The following is a 20,210-nucleotide window of genomic DNA, read 5'->3' on the forward strand; positions in this document are numbered from 1 at the left end:
ACGCCGATAGTTTCGCTAGCTCAAGGCCAGTACTAGGTGAAAAGCTTGCAACTAGAATATCTAGGTTCACTGACAGATCTTAAAATTGTAGGCAGTAAAGGGGCTAGGTCTGTCGCTCTAATAAATATTGTATTAGATACAGATGAAGCGCTTGTGCGACAAGGTGTTAAAACATTCGAAATAATAAATGCAAAATAAGCGGGATTTGGTAAAGAAAAATGGTGGCCCCACCCTGACTCGAACAGGGGACCTACCGATTATGAGTCGGGTGCTCTAACCAACTGAGCTATAGGGCCATTTTTTATGCTTTCAGCAGGCTAAGCCGTGAAAGTGGTGCGCAGTATAATGGAGTCTTTTTTTGATGTCACTTATTTTTCGTAATCTTTTGTTTAAGTGACTATTTTTTCAACATTTGATTAGGGTGTGTTGATTTTTGCATTAAATTTATTCGCGCAAAAACAAAAGAAGCCTCAAATGAGGCTTCTTATAAAGTACAATTTAATGCTTTGCAATCTACTCGTCTATCTACTCGTCTAGGAAACTGCGTAGCTGCTCAGAGCGTGATGGATGTCTTAGCTTACGAAGTGCTTTTGCTTCAATCTGACGAATACGTTCGCGTGTTACGTCAAATTGTTTACCGACCTCTTCTAAAGTGTGGTCAGTATTCATATCAATACCAAATCGCATACGTAAAACTTTAGATTCACGTGCTGTTAAGCCCGCTAATACGTCACGTGTCGCATCTTGTAAGTTTTCAGAAGTCGCCGCATCAACCGGTGAGCTAATAGTGCTATCTTCAATAAAATCCCCCAAATGCGAATCTTCATCATCACCAATGGGCGTTTCCATAGAAATCGGCTCTTTGGCAATCTTCATCACTTTGCGGATTTTATCTTCCGGCATCATCATTTCTTCAGCCAATTCTTCTGGCGTTGGCTCACGACCTTTTTCTTGTAGCATTTGACGCGAAATACGATTTAACTTGTTAATCGTTTCAATCATATGCACAGGAATACGGATGGTACGTGCTTGGTCAGCAATTGATCGGGTGATCGCCTGACGGATCCACCAAGTTGCATACGTCGAGAATTTATAACCGCGACGGTATTCAAACTTATCAACAGCTTTCATCAAACCAATGTTACCTTCCTGAATTAAATCTAGGAATTGTAAACCACGGTTTGTGTATTTTTTGGCAATGGAGATAACCAAACGTAAGTTTGCTTCAACCATTTCTTTTTTCGCCCGGCGAGCTTTAGCTTCACCAATCGACATACGACGGTTGATATCTTTAATATTTACAACGCTGAGCTTAGTTTCTTCTTCAATGTGTTTTAATTTCTGCACACATCGTAAAATTTCATCTTTGTGCTCTGCAATGCCAGCTGAAAATGGCTTGCCATCTGCAATTGCTTTGTCTATCCATGCGGTCGAGGTTTCATCACCGGCAAATGCCCGTGTGAAATCTTTTTTCGGCATTTTTGCATATTCAACAGCATACTTCATGATGATACGCTCTTGTGTACGCACTTTGTCCATCATCGAGCGCATGTGACCTACTAAGCGATCAAACTGCTTAGGCACTAAACGGAACAATTTAAAAATATTGCTCAGCTCTTCAATAGCGGTACGCGTTTCAGGATGGCTACGGCCATGTTTGTCTACGACTTTCATCACATTTTCATATGATTCACGTAACTCCTGGAATTTTTCGCGCGCTAATTCAGGATCTATCCCGGTATCTTCTTCTTCTTCGTCATCGTCATCTTCATCATCTAAATCATCTTTTGATAATTCAGAACCAACATGCGTTGCTGTTGGTGCCAAGACGTCGTCTGGCTCGTTAGGATCGATAAAACCTGAGACGATATCGGTTAAGCGAATTTCTTCCGCTTCAACTCTATCGTATTGGTCTAATAAATAAGTGATGGCTTCAGGAAATTCAGCAACTGAACATTGAACTTGGTTAATACCTTCTTCAATACGCTTAGCGATATCTATTTCGCCCTCACGCGTCAGAAGTTCAACTGTTCCCATTTCACGCATGTACATGCGAACAGGATCAGTCGTTCGACCAATTTCACTTTCAACAGAGGCGAGAGCTTGTGCAGCTGCTTCTGCCGCTTCTTCGTCTGTTGCGGTTGTTTCATCAGACATTAACAATGCGTCTGCATCGGGTGCTGATTCAAAGACCTGGATACCCATGTCATTGATCATACTAATAATGTCTTCGATTTGATCTGAGTCGACAATTTCTTGCGGCAAATGATCATTAACTTCGGCGTAAGTTAAATAGCCCTGCTCTTTACCTTTAGTAACGAGCAACTTAAGTTGTGACTGACGGTTTTGCTCCATACAGACTTCCGCTTACCTATGAAATGAAATAAATTACGATGCAGTGAACTCGCCATTATAGCAGAGTTTTGCCATGATTACACGATTCTGACTGATATTCGTTATAAATAGCCTTAACTAAAATCAACGAACTTTCAGTAATTGTAAATATTCTTGCTTCTCTTCATTCGAAATTAGATTCATGCGCGCTTTTGCTTGCAGTAATGCTTTGCGTTTGTTAACAAACAAAGCCAAAATTTTTTCAATGGCATCCAAAAAAACCACCTCTATGTTGTCTTCTTCAACATGATGCTCCCACATCAATAACTGGGACACAATTTTCTCTTGTGCTGTACCGCGCCAATGTTCAAGTATAGCCGCTGCACTAGAATTTGGATTGTTTAGACAAAATCTGAGCAGTGCGACTAAAAAATCAATGCCGGGTTCTTCCATCGATGCGAGCGCATTTAACTGACTTTCACTTAAATGTGCCAGATGTTGTGATAGATGGGGACGAGACAGCATTAATGCAACCGCCATGCGTATTGGCGTGACTTTTTTGCCGCCTTTGGCATTCATTTTCGCCTGTTTTGCCTTAGCCTGGCTGACTTTATCTATCTTATTAACGGCGACATCGCGTTTAAGTTTAACCGATAATGTACTGGCAATTGCATGTTTGTACTCACTATCTGGCATACTATCTATCAAAGGCTGTGCCAGTTGGCTGAGTTTGGAACGTGCAAAATCGCCATCACTTTCACCAATTTTTTCATACAAATTCTGGTAAAAAAAGCTTACTAAATCTTGAGCTTTGGCAACTTCGTGCTCAAACTTTTCTTTTCCTTGTGTTTTTACAAACGAATCGGGATCTTCGCCATCCGGTAAAAACATAAACTTAATTTGTACACCATCCACTAGATGTGGCAAAGCATTTTCAAGCGTTCGCCACGCAGCAGCTCGACCCGCTTTATCACCATCGTAACAGCACACAATCTCGCTGGTAGTGCGTAGCATCAACTGAATTTGTTCGGCTGTGGTTGAAGTGCCCAATGAAGCGACAGCATAGGTAATACCAGCCTGAAATAAGGCGACAACATCCATATAACCTTCAACAACAATTAAACGTTCAAGCCCACGATTTGCATTTCTGGCTTGATAAAGCCCATAAAGTTCCCGGCCTTTATGGAAAATACGTGTTTCAGGTGAGTTTAAATACTTAGGTGTCCCATCACCAATCACTCGACCGCCAAAACCAATGCATTTTCCCCGGCGATCCAATATCGGAAACATCAGACGATCTCTAAACCTGTCGTATAATGATCCTTTGCCTTCTTTTTCAATCAGCATGCCTAAATCACGCAGTTGCATTGCTTGATCTCGGCTTTTACCGATTGCTTTTAACAAGCCATCCCATTGCGCGGGAGAATAACCAATCTGAAAATACTGGACTGTTTCGGCATTTAAACCACGCTGTTGAATATATTGTTGAACTTTGGCTGACTGAGAATTATGGGTAAGCTGATACTGGTAAAACTGAGTGGCTTGCGCCATCACTTCATAATCTTGTTTACTTTGCGCTTTTTTAGCTGGGTCAATAGGTTGTCCGGTGTCTTCTCGCGGTACATCCATGCCGTGCATACCCGCCAGCTCTTCTATTGCATCTACAAACTCTAAACTGTCATATTCCATTAAAAAAGAAATGACATTGCCTTTTGCGCCACAACCAAAACAATAATAAAACTGTTTATCTGGTGCGACTGTAAAAGATGGGGATTTTTCGTTATGAAACGGGCAACAGGCAGAATAATTTTTACCGGTTTTTTTTAAACGCACACGTGCATCAATCACCTCTACTATGTCAGTACGGGCAATTATGTCGTCAATAAAATTTCTTGGAATGCGTCCAGCCATGATTTCTTTTTTATGTCAGTGCGTAATAAACAGCAAAACCGCACATAAGCGCGGTTTTACCAAAAACGACAGAGCAAGCTGAAAGATTAAGCGTTTATCTTCGCTTTAACCATTTGGCTTACCTGAGCCATGTCTGCGCGGCCTTGAACTTGAGGACGAATAATATTCATTACTTTCCCCATGTCTTGCATGCCTTGTGCGCCACTTTCTTGTATTGCCTGTATCACAATATCTGATAACTCAGATTCGCTTAACGCGGCAGGCAAGAAAGTTTCTAATTCAGCAATTTCTGCTGTTTCGACTGCGGCCAGGTCTTCACGACCCCCTTGTGTATACTGTTCAACCGAGTCTTTGCGCTGCTTTACCATTTTGGTAAGCACGGCGAGTACTTCATCATCAGACAAAGTTTTTTGGCCGTCAACTTCCTGTTGTTTAATGGCAGACAGAGCCAGCCTAATCGTTCCGAGGCGCACTTTATTTTTCGCACGCATCGCATCTTTCATGGCATCTTTCAGCTGTTCAGTAAGAGTCATGTCAATCGCTGTCTTAGTATAATTTTACACGACGTGCGTTTTCACGCGAAAGCTTCTTAGCATGACGCTTAACCGCTGCAGCTTTTTTGCGCTTACGCTCTGCAGTTGGTTTTTCGTAGAATTCACGGCTACGAACATCAGCTAAAATACCAGCTTTTTCACATGAACGCTTGAAGCGACGCAAAGCGACGTCAAATGGTTCGTTTTCTCTTACCTTAACAATTGGCATTAAATATCACCTCAGGATAATAAAACACACCGCTTCGAACATTATTTGAGCGGTCGGACTAAAAATGGTGCGCAATTCTAATCCAATTATTCCGTTAAAGTAAAGTTATTGAGCACAAAAACTGGTGAATTAAACGCAAGATGGCTAAAATGCGCGCCCAAGAGTGATAACAGAGGCAAAAAATGCGCGTTTTAGGTATAGAAACTTCTTGTGATGAAACCGGCATCGCCATCTATGATGAAAAAGATGGCCTATTAAATCATCAATTATATAGTCAGGTAAAATTACATGCTGACTATGGTGGTGTTGTACCCGAACTTGCATCACGCGATCACATTCGCAAAATTGTCCCGTTAATCGAAAAAACTTTAAAAGAAGCCAATTGTGATAAATCGTCTATAGATGGCATCGCCTTTACATCAGGTCCCGGACTTATTGGTGCACTATTGGTTGGTTCGACCGTCGCCAGAGGGTTAGCTTACGCTTGGAATAAACCGGTAGTAGGTGTACACCATATGGAAGGTCATTTGTTAGCGCCTATGTTAGAAGAGGAAAAGGCAGATTTTCCGTTTGTTGCCTTGTTAGTTTCTGGTGGTCATTCGTTATTGGTTGAAGTAAAGGGCATTGGCCAGTATGAACTGTTAGGTGAAAGCATTGACGATGCGGTGGGTGAAGCTTTTGATAAAACCGCTAAAATTATGGGTTTGGATTATCCGGGCGGACCAAGGCTTGCAAAACTGGCTGAACAAGGCACCGCTGGCCGTTTCAAATTTCCAAGACCAATGACTGACAGACCGGGTTTAGATTTTTCTTTCTCTGGTTTAAAGACGTTTGCAGCCAATACATTACGCGACAACGGAAAAGATCAACAAACATTGGCGGATATCGCTTATGCCTTTCAGGAAGCGGCTGTCGATACACTGGTCATCAAATGTAAACGCGCGTTAAAACAAACTGGGCACAAAAGACTTGTTGTCGCAGGCGGTGTCAGTGCAAATACTTTTTTACGAGAAAAGCTAGCGGCTTTAATGCAGGCTCAACAAGGCCAGGTTTATTACCCAAGGTTAGAGTTTTGTACGGATAATGGTGCAATGATAGCGTATGCAGGTTTACAACGATTAAAAGCGGGTCAAGCTGGACAAGATACCGAAATTAAACCGCGCTGGCCGCTAACCGATTTACAAGCAATTTAACTACGATTTCACCGCTAAATTAACGCGCTAATCAAATAACTTGCTATAATGCGGCCCATCATTTTCAATTTAGGCCGCATTTGTGACTGACACAGCGTTTAACTCTTTAAAATTACATCCTGACTTATTAAAAAATATTGAATCGCTGGGTTATCAGTCGATGACCGAAATACAAGCGCAAAGCCTGCCGGCCATTTTACAAGGTAAAGATGTTATTGCCCAAGGCAAAACCGGCTCAGGTAAAACGGCCGCATTTGGTTTAGGTTTATTAAACAAACTAGATGTTAAAAAATTTCGCATTCAAACATTAGTTTTGTGCCCAACAAGAGAACTGGCAGATCAAGTTGCGGTTGAACTTAGAAAGCTCGCCCGTACTATCCACAATATTAAAATTTTAACCCTGTGTGGTGGCGTACCCATTGGTAAACAAATAGACTCGCTCTACCATGGCGCGCATATCATTGTAGGTACACCGGGCCGTATTGAAGATCATTTAAACCGTGGAACCTTGACCTTTGAACACGTCGACACATTTGTGTTGGATGAAGCGGATCGCATGTTAGAAATGGGATTTCAATCAGCTATTGATGCAGTAACGGATGTTTTGCCAACAGCTCGCCAAACCTTATTATTCAGTGCAACCTATCCCGATAAAATTGAAGCAATCAGTCGAAAAATAATGCAAAACCCGCTGATGGTTAAAGTAGAAGCAAGCCACGACCAAAATTCAATTAGTCAGCACTTTTTTCAAGTGAACAACAATGATGATCGACTCATGGCTTTACGCTTGTTACTACAGCAACACCAACCTGAATCGAGTGTTGTTTTTTGTAACACTAAACAGGATACGCTAGCCGTTTGCCGTGAATTAAACGCTTATGGTTATAGTGCGCTTGCATTAAATGGTGATTTAGAGCAAAAAGAGCGGGACCAAACCATAGTTCAATTTGCCAATAAAAGCGCCAGTATATTAGTAGCAACGGATGTTGCTGCTCGAGGTTTGGATGTTGATAATTTAGACGCTGTGTTTAATTATAATTTAGCGCATGACTCCGAAGTCCATGTTCACCGTGTTGGGCGAACCGGACGCGCTGGTAATAAGGGCCTCGCCTGTTCATTTTTTACCGAAAAAGACAGTTATAAAATTGAATTACTAAGTGAATTATTAGGCCGAGATATTCGTGCAGAAAGCCTGCCCCGCCCCAGTGTATTAGAAAAACCAATCACACAGGCAAGGATGGCGACTATTCAGATTGATGGCGGGAAAAAACAAAAAGTGCGTGCGGGAGATATTTTAGGTGCGCTGACACGTGATAAAGATTTAACCGGTGATGATATTGGCAAGATCCAATTATTTGATAATTGGGCATACGTCGCCGTGCCCCGCGATAAACGCAAACTAGCATTAGAAAAAATTGTTAAAGGAAAACTCAAAGGACGCACCTTTCGCGCCCGACTACTGCGCGGTTAAGTCAGGAAAAGCTAACAAAAATAATGCGACATCGATAAATAATGTTGTTTGATATGTTCAACCAACATTTTTATTTTGTTCGATGGCTGTTTAGTGTAGGGATAAACTGCATACACCCCCAGTCGCTTGGCAACGTGTTGGGGGAATAGCTCTAACAAATCACCGCAACACAAATCTGGATAAACCAAACACCTAGGTAAATACGCAATACCATGACTGCCCAGCACCGCTTTGCGTAATGCACTGGCATTGTTGGTTGAAAACGAGCCACGAACCTGCACGGAATAATTTCGATGTTCGGTTTTAAAGGCCCATTCGTTCGCGCCCGTTGTTTGATAAGCATATTGCAAACAATTGTAATGAATTAAGTCTTCCGGCGTTTTAGGCGTTCCATTTTTTGCAAGGTAAGCAGGGGCAACACAAACCACCCACTGAGAGTCAATCAAGTGTCTGGCAATTAAACTAGAGTCATTCAAATGTCCGGTTCGAATAACTAAATCGTAACCTTCATTAATTAAATCGACAAAACGATTGTCCATCGACATATCAACCGTTAAGCCTGGGTGCAGATTGCAAAATTCAGCCACTGCACCGGCCAGCAGTAATTCACCAGAGATCGTCGGTACTGACATCTTGATATGTCCTGATATTTGCTCTCCTAACCCAGAAACCGTATTTACAGCATCGGTTGTCGCTTGGCTAACATTTTTAGCGCCCACAGCCAAAATACGCCCCGCTTCAGTAGGGGTTAATTTACGTGTTGTACGATATAAAAGCTGCACGCCAAGTTCGGCTTCTAACCGTGCAATTCGTTTACTCACAACCGAATTTGTCAGGTTATTTACCTCTGCAGCTTTGCTAAAACTCCCCAATTCGATCACTTGAGAAAATAAGATTAAGTCATTCGCCAGCATATTTATCAATATTTTGGAAATAGTGTTATTCATTATTTCCATTTATTTATAAAAAATAAAGCGATAAATTAAAAGAATTAGAACGACTAACAGGATTTATAGCATGATTATTTCGGCTTCAACTGATTATCGCAAAGCGGCAAAAGCGAAACTGCCCCCTTTTTTGTTTCACTATATCGATGGCGGCTCATATAGCGAGCATACACTGAGAAAAAACAGTGAAGATCTGGCAGAAATCGCACTAAAACAACGTGTATTAAACAATATGTCAGAGCTTGATTTATCAACTGAGATTTTCGGTGAAAAGTTAGACTTGCCTATCATTTTAGCGCCTGTTGGTTTAACTGGCATGTATGCCCGACGAGGCGAAGTTCAGGCAGCAAAAGCAGCGGACAATAAAGGCATTCCGTTTACTATGTCGACGGTTTCTGTTTGTCCTATTGAAGAAGTAGCGCCTAAAATTGAACGCCCAATGTGGTTTCAGCTTTACGTTTTAAAAGACCGTGGATTTATGCGCAACGTATTAGAGCGCGCTAAAGCAGCAGGTGTTACAACACTCGTTTTCACAGTGGACATGCCCGTACCCGGTGCCCGTTATCGTGATATGCATTCTGGTATGAGTGGCCCAAATGCTGCGCTGAGAAGAAATTTACAAGCTGTATGCCACCCACAATGGGCTATTGATGTGGGTTTGTTAGGCAAACCGCATGACTTGGGCAATATTTCGACCTACCGCGGTACCCCGACTAAATTAGAGGATTATATTGGTTGGTTAGGTGAAAATTTTGACCCTTCTATTTCATGGAAAGATTTAGAATGGATTAGAGATTTTTGGGATGGCCCTATGATAATCAAAGGGATTCTAGATGCCGATGATGCCAAAGACGCAGTGAAGTTTGGTGCGGATGGCATTGTCGTTTCAAACCATGGTGGCCGCCAGTTAGATGGTGTTTTATCTTCGGCAAAAGCACTCCCAATGATTGCTGATGCTGTTAAAGGTGACTTGAAAATACTCGTCGATTCGGGGATACGAAACGGCTTAGACGTTGTCAGAATGTTGGCCTTAGGTGCTGACTGCACCATGTTAGGTCGCTCGTTTATCTATGCGCTCGCAGCGCAAGGTCAAGCCGGTGTTGAAAACTTATTGGATTTATATAAAAAAGAAATGCGCGTTGCCATGACACTCACCGGCGCCAAGCGAATCAGTGAATTAAACCGAGATTCACTGGTTAACATTAAATAATTCGCGACTTAAAACTTGTAACTTGTCACTTATCACTTGTAACTTGTCACTTGTAACTTGTAACTAAAATGTAGGTCGGCGTTTACGCCGACAAGCACTGCTTAATGTAAATATGTCGAATTAAAACCGTCACATATAGGGAAAAGCTTTAATATTAACTCGAAACTTGTAGCTCGCAGCTCGTAGCTTGTAGCTCGTAGCTCAAATCCCGCCGCTCAATTGTCGCCCTAAAGGGACGACCCACCTTTTAGCTGCGAGTCACGAGCTTCGAGCATTTAGCTAAGAACTCATACAAGATAGATTTGCCATTGACGTTAAGGCCTGCATTTAGATCAACAAAAGCAGTATACACATGTATTGAAGATGGCAGTGTACAGAAAGAATTGGATATTAACTCGAAACTTGTCACTTGAAACTTGTAGCTCGAAACTTGTAGCTTGTAGCTCGTAGCTCAAATCCCGCCGCTCAATTGTCGCCCTAAAGGGACGACCCACCTTTTAGCTGCGAGTCACGAGCTTCGAGCATTGAGCTAAGAACTCATACAAGATAGATTTGCCATTGACGTTAAGGCCTGCATTTAGATCAACAAAAGCAGAATGCACATGTATTGAAGATAGCCGCGTATAGAAATAAATGGATATTAACTCGAAACTCGTCGCTTGTAACTCGTAGCTCGTAGCTCGCTGCTCAAAGCTCGCCGCTCAATTTTCGCCCTAAAGGGACGACCCACCTTTCATACTTAACTTAAAACTTGAAACTTGAAACTTGAAACTTGTAACTTGCAACTCGAAGCTCATAGCTCGAAGCTCATAGCTCGAAGCTCGAAGCTCGAAGCTCACCACTATAAAAAAGCATAAAAAATAGTTACAATAGCGCCCCAAATAATATCAAAAGCAACCAACCACTTTGAAAGAATTATTAGCGCCGATAAACAATTTTCTACATTGTAGCACGCCTGATGAATGGGTAGATGCAGCAGTCAAATCTGAAAACAGAACGGTTTTACTAACCGATCACATGATATGTGAGCTTAAGGCCGCACAAACCGCTATGTGGCTTATTCGCCGTTATGCGGTTGATAAAGAAAGTGGTGACGCATTACTTGCCTGGTTAGCCCCTTATGAAGATTTTATTTACCGTAAAAACGGCAGCTTTGAAAGTTTATCCAAGCTTAAAAATGGTTTGTCCAAACAAATAAAAGCGCGCGAAGATTCGCCTTATGGACAAGATCTCATCGATAAAATGGTGTTGTTAATTAAAGAAGAGTTACACCATTTTTATCAGGTATTAGAAATTATTACTGCGCGTGATATCAAATACGATAACATCAGCGCGGGGCGATATGCCAAAGGGCTTATCAAACATGTTAAAAACCATGAACCGGATACGCTTATCGACAAACTCATTTGTGGTGCGTACATTGAAGCCCGTTCGTGTGAACGTTTTGCCAAACTAGCCCCACACTTAGACACTGAGCTGGAAAAGTTTTATATATCTTTACTGCGCTCAGAAGCCCGCCACTATCAAGATTACCTGACATTAGCCGAACAAATCGCCGGCCAAGATATTTCCCAGCGTATCGAGTTTTTTGGACAAGTTGAGGCGGAACTTATTTTATCCACCGATAAAGATTTCAAATTTCATAGTGGCGTACCAGCATCTTAAGCCCTGTTAGCGAGATACAGGTCTGCGATACTTTGCCAATTGATACTTATGAGTTCTTAACTCGATTCTCATTGTCCAAGGGAATTGAATTAAGTTCACACCAATCGATCAAGGCTTGCTCTGTTGCTTGATCTTCGTAAGCATACCACTTTTCAACTAAATCTAATCGCTGTAAAAGCGATTTAAACTTGCCGTAAGCACCTCTTTGTTCAAACATGGCAGATACTTTATCAAGCTGATTTGGCATTTCTAACAATGTAAAACGTATAACCGTTTTTTTACCTATCCCGAGGTCATTTTTTGAAGGAATACTAATATATTTTTCATTTTCGTAGATATCAGCAGGTAGCTCTTCGTCAACTGCCTCGCCTGCCAGATAGGTTTCACCGGTTTCAGTATCAATAAATGCTTCATTGTCAAAAGAATAACCACCCGATACAAAATCCATGGCTAATAAAAGGTCGTCCAATTTAACTTTCATATCCCCCTCCAAAAAAATTGCTTGATTAGATATACTGACACATATAGCGGTAATCAGCGGTAATCAAACTTTCTTAGATAAAAAACTAACACTGATTATAATCAAAATTATTTTGCAAAACATATCCCATCATTTGCCAAACCGTAGCGTACGTTAAAACTCATTACATGATATTCAGCGGCAATTGCACAAAACGAATAAAAAAAGAATAATAACAACGTCATTCTAAGACTAAACATGGTGTCCTTCTATGGATAGTAATATATTGCAAATTAAACAAACTCTATCACACCTAAACACGGGATTGTCAGCAAAAATTGGAAATATGAACGCCCTTTTGATTGATCCCACAGCTAAGAGTAAAAAACGTGAATATAAGCCGTAACCTATTAGTATTATTAGCTAAATTATTATTTTTATTTTCGCTATCCAGTTACGCTGACGAACTGTCAGAGTATGAACGGTGCCAGCTAAAACAGCTTAATAGCTCGCTCGAAAATATATCAATAGAACAAATTAATCATCTTTGCAATTCGTTAAAAAATAAAGACACAACACACTCTAATGGTGCTCTATCACTACGACTCAAAGAAGAGCGTAAAACGGCATTTAATCCGTATGTCATTACCCCGCATTTAATGAATTACATTCTACCGATTACTTATACGACGGGCTACAATGAAGCCGTTTATGCAGATTCACCTTTGGCGGATGCTTCTCAGCGATTTGAAGCCAAAATGCAGATTAGTTTTAAAGTACCTTTAAATTATGCCTCAATGTTTACCGAAAATGACGCCTTATTTTTTGGTATGACAATGCAATCTTGGTGGCAGGTTTATAGTAGCGTACATTCAAAACCTTTTCGTGAAACAAACTACCAACCTGAAATATTTTATTTTTTACCGGTCAACTGGCAGCTACTAAATACCAGTACCAGTTTAATATTTGGTTTAGAACATCAATCGAACGGCCGTGAACTCCCCATATCTCGCAGTTGGAACCGAATCTATATGGGTATACTAGTAGAACATCCAGATTGGGTATTAAATTTACAGCCATGGTGGCGCATTCCTGAAAACCAAAACAATGATACGAGCGATCCTGACAGGGACGACAACCCAGATATTGCATATTATATGGGCTATTTTGAACTCAAAGGCGCCTATAGAATTGATCAAAACATGCAAACTCAATTTTTAATACGTCACAATATCAATACACATAAAGGCGCATTTGAAATTGGCTTTACATTTCCGATATGGGGACGGCTGCGCGGTTACTTGCAGTATTTCAATGGTTATGGGGAAAGTTTAATTGACTATAATAACGCGCAACAAAGGTTAGGATTAGGCATCGCCCTCACAGATTTACTCTAATTTAAGTCCATAATATATAAGAAATTCACAGACTCAATATGTAGAAAAAAAGCCCGGGGTGCACACTTCCCGGGCAAAATACTTAGGAGAACTACTGAGTAGTTTTGTTATTATTAATTCAATACAAAACTTTTATGGCGAGCTTAGCTACCACTAGCCTATCAATAGATATACAAAATCCATTCCACAAAGCCAAACAAACAACAAAAAAAATAAATCCATTATTTTTCAATCACTTAAAAACAAACTATGATTCCCTAAAACTTAGAATTAATACAGCGCACCAAATAAACAAACCAATTTGGTGCGATAAACCATTCATAACCATTTAATTGTGGATGATTAAATACCAGTATTAATATTAAATACGCTTTTAATCCAAAACGTCAAAAACAAATTCGTTTTGTTGTTGATGGTTTTTGGCAATCGTCGCACTGTCAAAATTGTAGCGGATCATCGCTTCTCGGGTGACATCTGTTAAGGTAAAACAGGTTTGCACGGTTTCAATATAACGCTCTAACTGTTGAGCTGCGGCGGGTTGAAAGGAATTTAGATAAGTGAGCTCGAGCTCTATCGATTTGTAATCTGGCTGAATAGCTGCATGTGACTCAAGGCGAATAACCCAAATACAGCCTCTTTTATATTCCTGTTGCAAACGTTTTTGCCGCTCTGGCTCACTGACCTCTTGTTCAAGCCAGGCAACAGGCTCTACTTGATGCTCATTACAAACCAGCAACAGCTCTGCATGTAGTTGATTTTGCGCTTTTTCATCTAATTTAAATCTCTCTAATAAAAAAGCTTCAAATGCATTTTGATGGAATTGATGTGCTTTATCGATCAACGCACTTAACCGGTTAGCGGTTGCCGATTGTGCCAAAATACAATACAGATCCTTACTAGGCTTTAATAAAAAACCACAACATTGAGACGTTGACATCACAATCAGATTTCTTAAAGCCAGTTCTAATCCTTCAATATCTTGCCCAGCTTTCTTGTTATCTAAATGTTGATTATGAATCAGCCGGCTAAAAACCCCAGATACTTTACCAACTGGGCTGATAATGCGTAACCCCAATACTTTATATTGAGGGTTAGTTGCCATCACTTGATACGCTTGAGCGCCGATCCCCCCTTTTACACTGCCCTCTAACAAGGGAAAACTTAGCTTAACCTTACTACCTTTTTCAAAATCAAACCATTTATCAACGCGAATCTGCAGCCCGCTGGGTGAAACATTAACGGTTTTAGCAACGCAATGCGCGCCTGCGCATTCCAACTTAACCAGCGTATCGTAGCGCATACGTAACTCTTTGCGCTTGCCTAAAATTTCATAACGAATTGCCTGAGTTTGTGTCGCTTCTAATTTTTCCTGCTTAAAGCTCATCAATCGGTCTAAATGTTTAACTTCAACTTCGTGGTTTAAGTAACTATTTTTAGCGACACTATTGGTCACATCTAATAACAAAGCAAAATGTGATATCTGACTCAAGCGTTGCTGAACCGAAGCACCAATAGGTTGATTATGCTTTTTAATTTCTTCACCAGCAGACTCAGGTATAGAGACGGCTCGCCACGCGTTATTTAAATCAATTTCCTGCAACTGGACTTTAAAAACCCGCCATCCCGGCTTTTGAGCACCAAACCCTAAAAACAAATCAGTGAGCTCAAACCTCTCTAACTCATCATAAGTCGCACTAAAATAATGTTTTTTACCATGCTGTACATGGGTAAAACAGAACAAGTATTCGTTTTTAACCGGTGTTAATTGATTTAACAAATGCGATAAACGACGACCTGACAAGAGCTCTCGAAGTTGGCAAATACCATTTTCATCTTGCCAGTAGTCTAATACATGCGCATTGCTTTGCTGTTTACAAACATAGGGAATATGTACTTCCATTCCCTTTTGCGCAATAAACAGGGGTAACGCACTGTGCGTATAAAAATAACATTGCTCAAACAATATGTTGCGCGCCGATTGCAGCGTATTACAGGCATCTAATCGATATTTTCGTTTATAGCTGCGCACATACTTTTCGACAAACTTGCCGAACGACTGGCTAACATCATCATCTAGCGTTGCTAAGCCTAAAATCGTGGTTTCTTTTTCTGTTTTTTGCCAACAAATTTTATATTTTGCTTCGCAAATCTGATCAACAAATTGTTGTTGCCAGTGTGAAAAAGACACAAGCAATGGAATATCACTATCAAAATGTTGAATCGATTTAATTTTAATCCGCAAACCAGAAGGTGAAATATCTCGCGTAATTGCATCGACAACCCGTTTACCACTTTTAAGTTTAACTTGCGTGGTGTAATTCATCCTTTCTTCATTTCGAATTAAACGCTGCCCGAATTCTACCGGCATCTGTAAAGTTCTTTCCACCTCACTTTGCTGTGTTTTAGATTCAAATTGTTCACTTTTTGGTTTGACTTTAAAACGCGCTAAAATGTGCTCATAAATCGCGAAAGTGTAGGTTCCAGCATATAATTCAAGCAATGACTTATAGGCGTCAATCGCTTTTTCTGGCATATAATGTGCGATGTTGTTATGTTCAAACAGTTGGCATTCAGACTTATAACGCTGGCGTAAATCAATTGGCCTTTGGCACGGTTTATTACGACGGTTCACTTCCATTTTTATTTGAAAACGATCTGCGTTAGAAAGATCTTGAGTATGCTGTACGAAAGTTTCTTCAAATGCGGGATCTTGCCTCAGTGGCGTCAATTGCTCGATAATTTGTTTAATATGCGCTGAATATTCCACCGTCTCACCTTAGCGTGCAATTTAGAACGAGTGGGCAGAGAAAAAGTCTATAATTCAAAGTAACGCTCACTGAGTTAAATTTAGTCGTTGAATTTCAAATTGTAAACATACACCGGGTTGTCCGTCCTGACGATTAAAAGCAGATATTTTCCCCTCATGAAACTGACTCACTAAACGGGCAATATATAAACCTAAGCCTAAATGGGGTTTTTGCTGCTGAGTCGCTGTATTTTCTTTGCGAATTGAGACCATAGAATCAAATAACCTGTCGTACATGGTTTCGGGTAAAGGTTGCCCTACATTTTTAACTTCCAGAATTGCTTTGCTTTTCACAGCTTTTAATTCAATCTCTATTTGATTGTCGCCAACTGAAAACTCAATTGCATTTGCCAGTATCTTATCCATCATCTGCGCTATTAAATCAGGGCTACCCATTACTCGATAGTCTGCTTTTTGTATCTCTAATGCAAACTTTTGCTTACTAAAGGCTAAAGTATGGCCTGCAATGCAGCCTTCTACAACCTGTGCTAAATCAAATATTTCTTTATCTTCATTTTGAATCGATTGTTCTAATCGCGTGGCTTCTGTCATTGCTGTTAACATGGCATCTAATCTCTGCAATCCTTCATTTGCACGGATCACAAATGCATTACCCTGTAACTGACTTTCCTGTTGTTTAAGTGCATCAATAGACGAGCGGATCACCGCCAATGGTGTTTTAAATTCGTGTGACATACGAGAAGACATACTTTGTAAATACAAATTATATTCAGCTAACCGCTGCACTAAATCACTGACACTACGCGACAAATCGCCTAACTCATCCTGAGTTTTCTCCGCCTTAACGTTTCCGGTAATACGCCCTTGTTTATCAACTGCAGCAATTAATTGTGATTGTAGCGTCTGTATACGCCCAGAAATACGAAACGCAAACAGCAAAAAGACACAACTACCCGCCAACAATAGCAACACGATTTGGTTAAACAATGATTCCAGCGCTTGATTTCTTAAACTGCGAATACCATGTGTCGTCTCTTCAACGACAACAGCGCCTAACACCTCTCCACCGATAAAAATGGGGTGCGCTGCAGAAATAATAACGGCTTGTTTATCTGGTGATAATCGCCATAAAGTGTCTGGAACACCTTTTAATGCACTCAATAAAGCTTGATCTTGCAGTTGCACTGCATCTTTTAATTGATCGATAAACGTCTGTGCTGGCTGAGTTAAAATAGTATCGTATAAAGGTTGTAAAAATGACTGCAACGATTGCATCAAAGGATGGCTGTCGGGTTTTGCACTTTTTTGCGCCGAAGCATAAATAGAACCCGATTTTGCAAGTACTCGACCATGTTTATCGACTACCCAAATACGCGACTGATTATAACTTAACCCCTTGATGATCGAATCAATCTCTGGAGAAGGCACTAATATAGTCCCCAAATCTGCCGCTTTTTGTGTATTGGCCGTACCGATGGCACTAACAACTGAGCGCTCTATTTTGTCGTCTACATCATAAATCGCAAACCCAGCTTTCGCACCAACCCAACTGACAGGTAACCTCAATTCAAGCCGGTATCCTTCTGGGCTATTTTGCCAATAACCTTGAATTTTTCGCTCGGGTAGTTCGGCCCGATTATTGATATCCACCGGATACGCATTAACCCAACCGGCTTGCTGATTTGAAGCAAAAATATAACGTTTGAAAACACCGTCGTTGTCTTCTATCGATATTTCTAAGTAGTCATTTTTGTCTATTCGGTAGCTGTTTGGTTCACGCAATACCACATGATTATCCTGCACATCAAAAGCCAGATACAAATGTTGCTGATATTGCCCAACCGTATGATTAAACGAAATACTAGAGGGGGTAAGCGTTTTAAATTCCGGCAATAAATTTTGTTGATTGTAATACACACTGCGTTTCGAAAAATCAGTCCATTCTGACAAATCGCCATCCAACCGAATAGGCTGTTTTAATTGATACGCATACAAATCCTTGCCCGGCACAACCACCTGTTGATATGCAGCGTGTTGCTCAAATAGCACTGGCCGCTCGTGTAATGCAGTGGCAACCGCCTGCGCGGTTCCCGATAAAGTTTTTTCTTGCCCCAACCGTAGAAAAGATTCCATTTCCCAAACGTATTGATAGCCCAGCCATGGCAATACAAACATCACACTGGAGAGCAAAAGTAACTTACTTTTTAACGAAAAGCGCACTCTCATTCACCACTGTTCCAACGATACCCCATGCCATATACAGTATCAATTTGTTTAAACTGACCATCCAATTGTTCAAACTTTCTGCGCATCCGTTTAATGTGTGACGTAATCGTTGAATCATCAACCACCATTTGTGCATCTTTCATCAGTTGTTCGCGGCTGCGAACATGGCCGGGGTGGCGAACCAGAGAATGTAACATCCAAAATTCAGTAACCGTTAAATCTACCAACTGGTTTTGCCAGTGAACCCGTATTCTATTTACATCTATCGTCAAATCCCCCACTTTGAGCAAAGCGGAAGCCGCCGCTTGCTGCTGCGGCTGATTTTGCAATTCAATACGCCTAAACAGGGCGGATATCCGCGCCGATAAATGAGCCAGACTAATATTTTTACTCAAATAATCATCAGCGCCAATTCTAAGCCCTGTGACAATATCGATATCACTATCACGCGCGGTTAAAAACAATATCGCAATACTCATCGATTGGTTTCGCAGCCATTGACATAAAGTAAAACCGCCATCGTATTCATCAGCTAAACCAATATCGATAATCGCCAATTGCGGCATATTTTCGTTTAATCCTTGCTGTGCACTGATTCTGTCTGCATAACAATCGACCTGATAACCTTGCTGCCGCAACATTTCTGCGTAGTTGTCGCGAATGGCCTTTTCATCTTCAATTATCGCTAAATGTTTTTTCATACATACACACGTTTGCATATTTAATAGCTGGTAAATTAGGCAATATACCGGATGCCAGACTGGATACAAGGCTGCTTGGGCAAAAGGCGACAAAAGCCATATTTTCGCCACAATTGACCTTTAGATTGCCATTTTACAACCCCCGTTATGCCCTTTTTTTACGTTTTAATCATTTCTGTCGAAACACAAAACTGAATTCTCAAAACTAATTTTCAACACTAATTCTCAACACTTAGTGCTCAACAATGAATAACGAGGAAATTGATATGAATAAAATAAACAAATCAACCATCGCAATCTTAGTTTCGTGCAGCCTTGGGTTACCCGCTTTCGCATCTGAACAAAGCAGATTATCAACCCCAGAAAAGTGGTTGGCCGCAGGTAAACAAACCATAGAAAATGCGAAAGAAAAAATCCAAGAGCCTGAAAATGTCGGCCTGTTATCAGGCGGCAGTTTGGGCGCTTTAGTAGCCGGTCCTTTAGGTGCGGTAATAGGTGCGACAATCGGCGGTTTAATCGGCCACGCCGAAGAAGAGGATGACAAAATAAAAACATTAACCCAACAGCATCAACAATCGTTAGATGCGTTAGCACAATTAAACGATACACTGCACAAACAAAAACGCCAGCAAGTCATCACGCTTCGACAAGTATCACAACAAATCGATATGCTAGAAGCACCTTTTACACAGGGGAGAAATATACAATTTCAAGTACAGTTTAAAACTGGCTCGAGCGATGTAACGCCCGAGTATCAGAAACAATTAGTGGGGATTAGCCGTTTGTTGCACGCCATTCCTGATTTAAAAATCAGTTTAGACGGTTTTGCCGACAACCGCGGCGGCGCCAAGTATAACCAGCAATTGGCACTCGAACGCGCACAAGCTGTCGCGCAAGTTTTACAATCATTAGGCGTGGAAACAAACAGAATAAAACTGCAAGCCATTGGCGAATTAACCCAAGCGGAGGATGATTTAGAGAATAACTTTTTTCAACGCCGTGTTACCGTCACACTCGCTAAACAACATGCCCAATTGGTTCAGAGTGTCCAATAGCACTTTCTTTTTGTAAGCATTTTACAAGGCATCAAGGCGCGTATTGATAGCTGTAAAGGAAATTCCAGCTTTCTGCACGCCTAAATTATTAGACATTTATTTAGCCAACTT

The 20,210-nt window shown here is 40.9% G+C and carries 16 protein-coding genes and 1 tRNA gene; 7 read left to right on the top strand and 10 right to left on the bottom strand.

The genetic code is table 11. The features are described from left to right. Positions 1-45: 45 nt before the first annotated feature. Positions 46-198 (top strand): hypothetical protein, encoded by a 153-nt coding sequence (locus FNT16_RS20320; RefSeq protein ID WP_185976650.1) that lies wholly within the window; start codon positions 46-48, stop codon positions 196-198. 21 nt (positions 199-219) lie between these two features. On the opposite strand, the gene FNT16_RS00915 is transcribed toward FNT16_RS20320, so the two are convergent. From FNT16_RS00915 to rpsU, 5 genes are all read right to left on the bottom strand, one after another. After that, positions 220-296 (bottom strand) — tRNA-Ile (locus tag FNT16_RS00915). A gap of 229 nt (positions 297-525) precedes the next feature. After that, a complete protein-coding gene (rpoD, locus tag FNT16_RS00920; protein WP_143869782.1) occupies positions 526-2,355 on the bottom strand; it encodes an RNA polymerase sigma factor RpoD in 1,830 nt (609 codons plus the stop codon). A 123-nt stretch (positions 2,356-2,478) separates the two neighbouring features. Continuing rightward, positions 2,479-4,245, bottom strand: a complete 1,767-nt coding sequence (dnaG, locus tag FNT16_RS00925) for a DNA primase (RefSeq protein WP_143869783.1) — start codon at positions 4,243-4,245, stop codon at positions 2,479-2,481. 86 nt (positions 4,246-4,331) lie between these two features. Next, entirely contained in the window at positions 4,332-4,778 is a 447-nt protein-coding gene (locus tag FNT16_RS00930; RefSeq protein WP_143869784.1) for a GatB/YqeY domain-containing protein, read from the bottom strand. Positions 4,779-4,791: 13 nt separating this feature from the next. Then, a complete protein-coding gene (rpsU, locus tag FNT16_RS00935) occupies positions 4,792-5,007 on the bottom strand; it encodes a 30S ribosomal protein S21 (protein WP_143869785.1) in 216 nt (71 codons plus the stop codon). 182 nt (positions 5,008-5,189) lie between these two features. Here rpsU and tsaD point away from each other — a divergent pair, with 182 nt between their 5' ends. Beyond that, entirely contained in the window at positions 5,190-6,200 is a 1,011-nt protein-coding gene (tsaD, locus tag FNT16_RS00940; protein WP_143869786.1) for a tRNA (adenosine(37)-N6)-threonylcarbamoyltransferase complex transferase subunit TsaD, read from the top strand. 82 nt (positions 6,201-6,282) lie between these two features. After that, positions 6,283-7,671 carry an ATP-dependent RNA helicase DbpA gene (dbpA, locus tag FNT16_RS00945; RefSeq protein WP_143869787.1) on the top strand — a complete coding sequence of 463 codons (1,389 nt, stop codon included), beginning with the start codon at positions 6,283-6,285 and terminating at the stop codon, positions 7,669-7,671. Between the two features lie 11 nt (positions 7,672-7,682). On the opposite strand, the gene FNT16_RS00950 is transcribed toward dbpA, so the two are convergent. Further along, on the bottom strand, positions 7,683-8,585 hold the full coding sequence (locus FNT16_RS00950; protein ID WP_143872825.1) for a LysR family transcriptional regulator: 903 nt from the start codon (positions 8,583-8,585) through the stop codon (positions 7,683-7,685). A 103-nt stretch (positions 8,586-8,688) separates the two neighbouring features. Here FNT16_RS00950 and lldD point away from each other — a divergent pair, with 103 nt between their 5' ends. Both lldD and miaE read left to right on the top strand, forming a co-directional pair. Further along, positions 8,689-9,828 carry an FMN-dependent L-lactate dehydrogenase LldD gene (gene lldD / locus FNT16_RS00955; protein ID WP_143869788.1) on the top strand — a complete coding sequence of 380 codons (1,140 nt, stop codon included), beginning with the start codon at positions 8,689-8,691 and terminating at the stop codon, positions 9,826-9,828. Between the two features lie 906 nt (positions 9,829-10,734). Further along, positions 10,735-11,493, top strand: coding sequence for a tRNA isopentenyl-2-thiomethyl-A-37 hydroxylase MiaE (miaE, locus tag FNT16_RS00960; RefSeq protein ID WP_143869789.1), 759 nt, complete (start codon positions 10,735-10,737; stop codon positions 11,491-11,493). A 46-nt stretch (positions 11,494-11,539) separates the two neighbouring features. Here the strand turns inward: miaE and FNT16_RS00965 are convergent, their stop codons facing one another. Next, a complete protein-coding gene (locus FNT16_RS00965; RefSeq protein WP_143869790.1) occupies positions 11,540-11,974 on the bottom strand; it encodes a hypothetical protein in 435 nt (144 codons plus the stop codon). 368 nt (positions 11,975-12,342) lie between these two features. On the opposite strand from FNT16_RS00965, the gene FNT16_RS00970 reads away from it, so the two are divergent. Beyond that, positions 12,343-13,350: a phospholipase A gene (locus FNT16_RS00970; protein ID WP_221935046.1), complete on the top strand. Its 1,008-nt coding sequence runs from the start codon at positions 12,343-12,345 to the stop codon at positions 13,348-13,350. Between the two features lie 373 nt (positions 13,351-13,723). Here the strand turns inward: FNT16_RS00970 and FNT16_RS00975 are convergent, their stop codons facing one another. From FNT16_RS00975 to pdsR, 3 genes are all read right to left on the bottom strand, one after another. Next, complete coding sequence (locus FNT16_RS00975; RefSeq protein ID WP_143869791.1) at positions 13,724-16,117, bottom strand: PilZ domain-containing protein; 2,394 nt, start codon at positions 16,115-16,117, stop codon at positions 13,724-13,726. 66 nt (positions 16,118-16,183) lie between these two features. Beyond that, on the bottom strand, positions 16,184-18,337 hold the full coding sequence (pdsS, locus tag FNT16_RS00980) for a proteobacterial dedicated sortase system histidine kinase (protein ID WP_185976651.1): 2,154 nt from the start codon (positions 18,335-18,337) through the stop codon (positions 16,184-16,186). A 2-nt stretch (positions 18,338-18,339) separates the two neighbouring features. Then, positions 18,340-19,044 (bottom strand): proteobacterial dedicated sortase system response regulator, encoded by a 705-nt coding sequence (gene pdsR / locus FNT16_RS00985; RefSeq protein ID WP_143869793.1) that lies wholly within the window; start codon positions 19,042-19,044, stop codon positions 18,340-18,342. Between the two features lie 266 nt (positions 19,045-19,310). Here pdsR and pdsO point away from each other — a divergent pair, with 266 nt between their 5' ends. Continuing rightward, on the top strand, positions 19,311-20,099 hold the full coding sequence (gene pdsO, locus FNT16_RS00990; RefSeq protein ID WP_185976652.1) for a sortase-associated OmpA-like protein PdsO: 789 nt from the start codon (positions 19,311-19,313) through the stop codon (positions 20,097-20,099). Positions 20,100-20,210: the final 111 nt, after the last annotated feature.

It is taken from the genome of Catenovulum sediminis (assembly GCF_007289895.1).
In the GTDB taxonomy this organism is placed as follows: Bacteria; Pseudomonadota; Gammaproteobacteria; order Enterobacterales; family Alteromonadaceae; genus Catenovulum; species Catenovulum sediminis.

Bases quoted from the DNA above. Each gene is read 5' to 3' on its own strand.
- rpoD (WP_143869782.1), bottom strand. From the start codon at position 2,355: ATGGAGCAAAACCGTCAGTCACAACTTAAGTTGCTCGTTACTAAAGGT.
- FNT16_RS00950 (WP_143872825.1), bottom strand. From the start codon at position 8,585: ATGCTGGCGAATGACTTAATCTTATTTTCTCAAGTGATCGAATTGGGG.
- FNT16_RS00930 (WP_143869784.1), bottom strand. From the start codon at position 4,778: ATGACTCTTACTGAACAGCTGAAAGATGCCATGAAAGATGCGATGCGT.
- pdsO (WP_185976652.1), top strand. From the start codon at position 19,311: ATGAATAAAATAAACAAATCAACCATCGCAATCTTAGTTTCGTGCAGC.
- rpsU (WP_143869785.1), bottom strand. From the start codon at position 5,007: ATGCCAATTGTTAAGGTAAGAGAAAACGAACCATTTGACGTCGCTTTG.
- tsaD (WP_143869786.1), top strand. From the start codon at position 5,190: ATGCGCGTTTTAGGTATAGAAACTTCTTGTGATGAAACCGGCATCGCC.
- lldD (WP_143869788.1), top strand. From the start codon at position 8,689: ATGATTATTTCGGCTTCAACTGATTATCGCAAAGCGGCAAAAGCGAAA.
- pdsR (WP_143869793.1), bottom strand. From the start codon at position 19,044: ATGAAAAAACATTTAGCGATAATTGAAGATGAAAAGGCCATTCGCGAC.
- FNT16_RS00965 (WP_143869790.1), bottom strand. From the start codon at position 11,974: ATGAAAGTTAAATTGGACGACCTTTTATTAGCCATGGATTTTGTATCG.
- dnaG (WP_143869783.1), bottom strand. From the start codon at position 4,245: ATGGCTGGACGCATTCCAAGAAATTTTATTGACGACATAATTGCCCGT.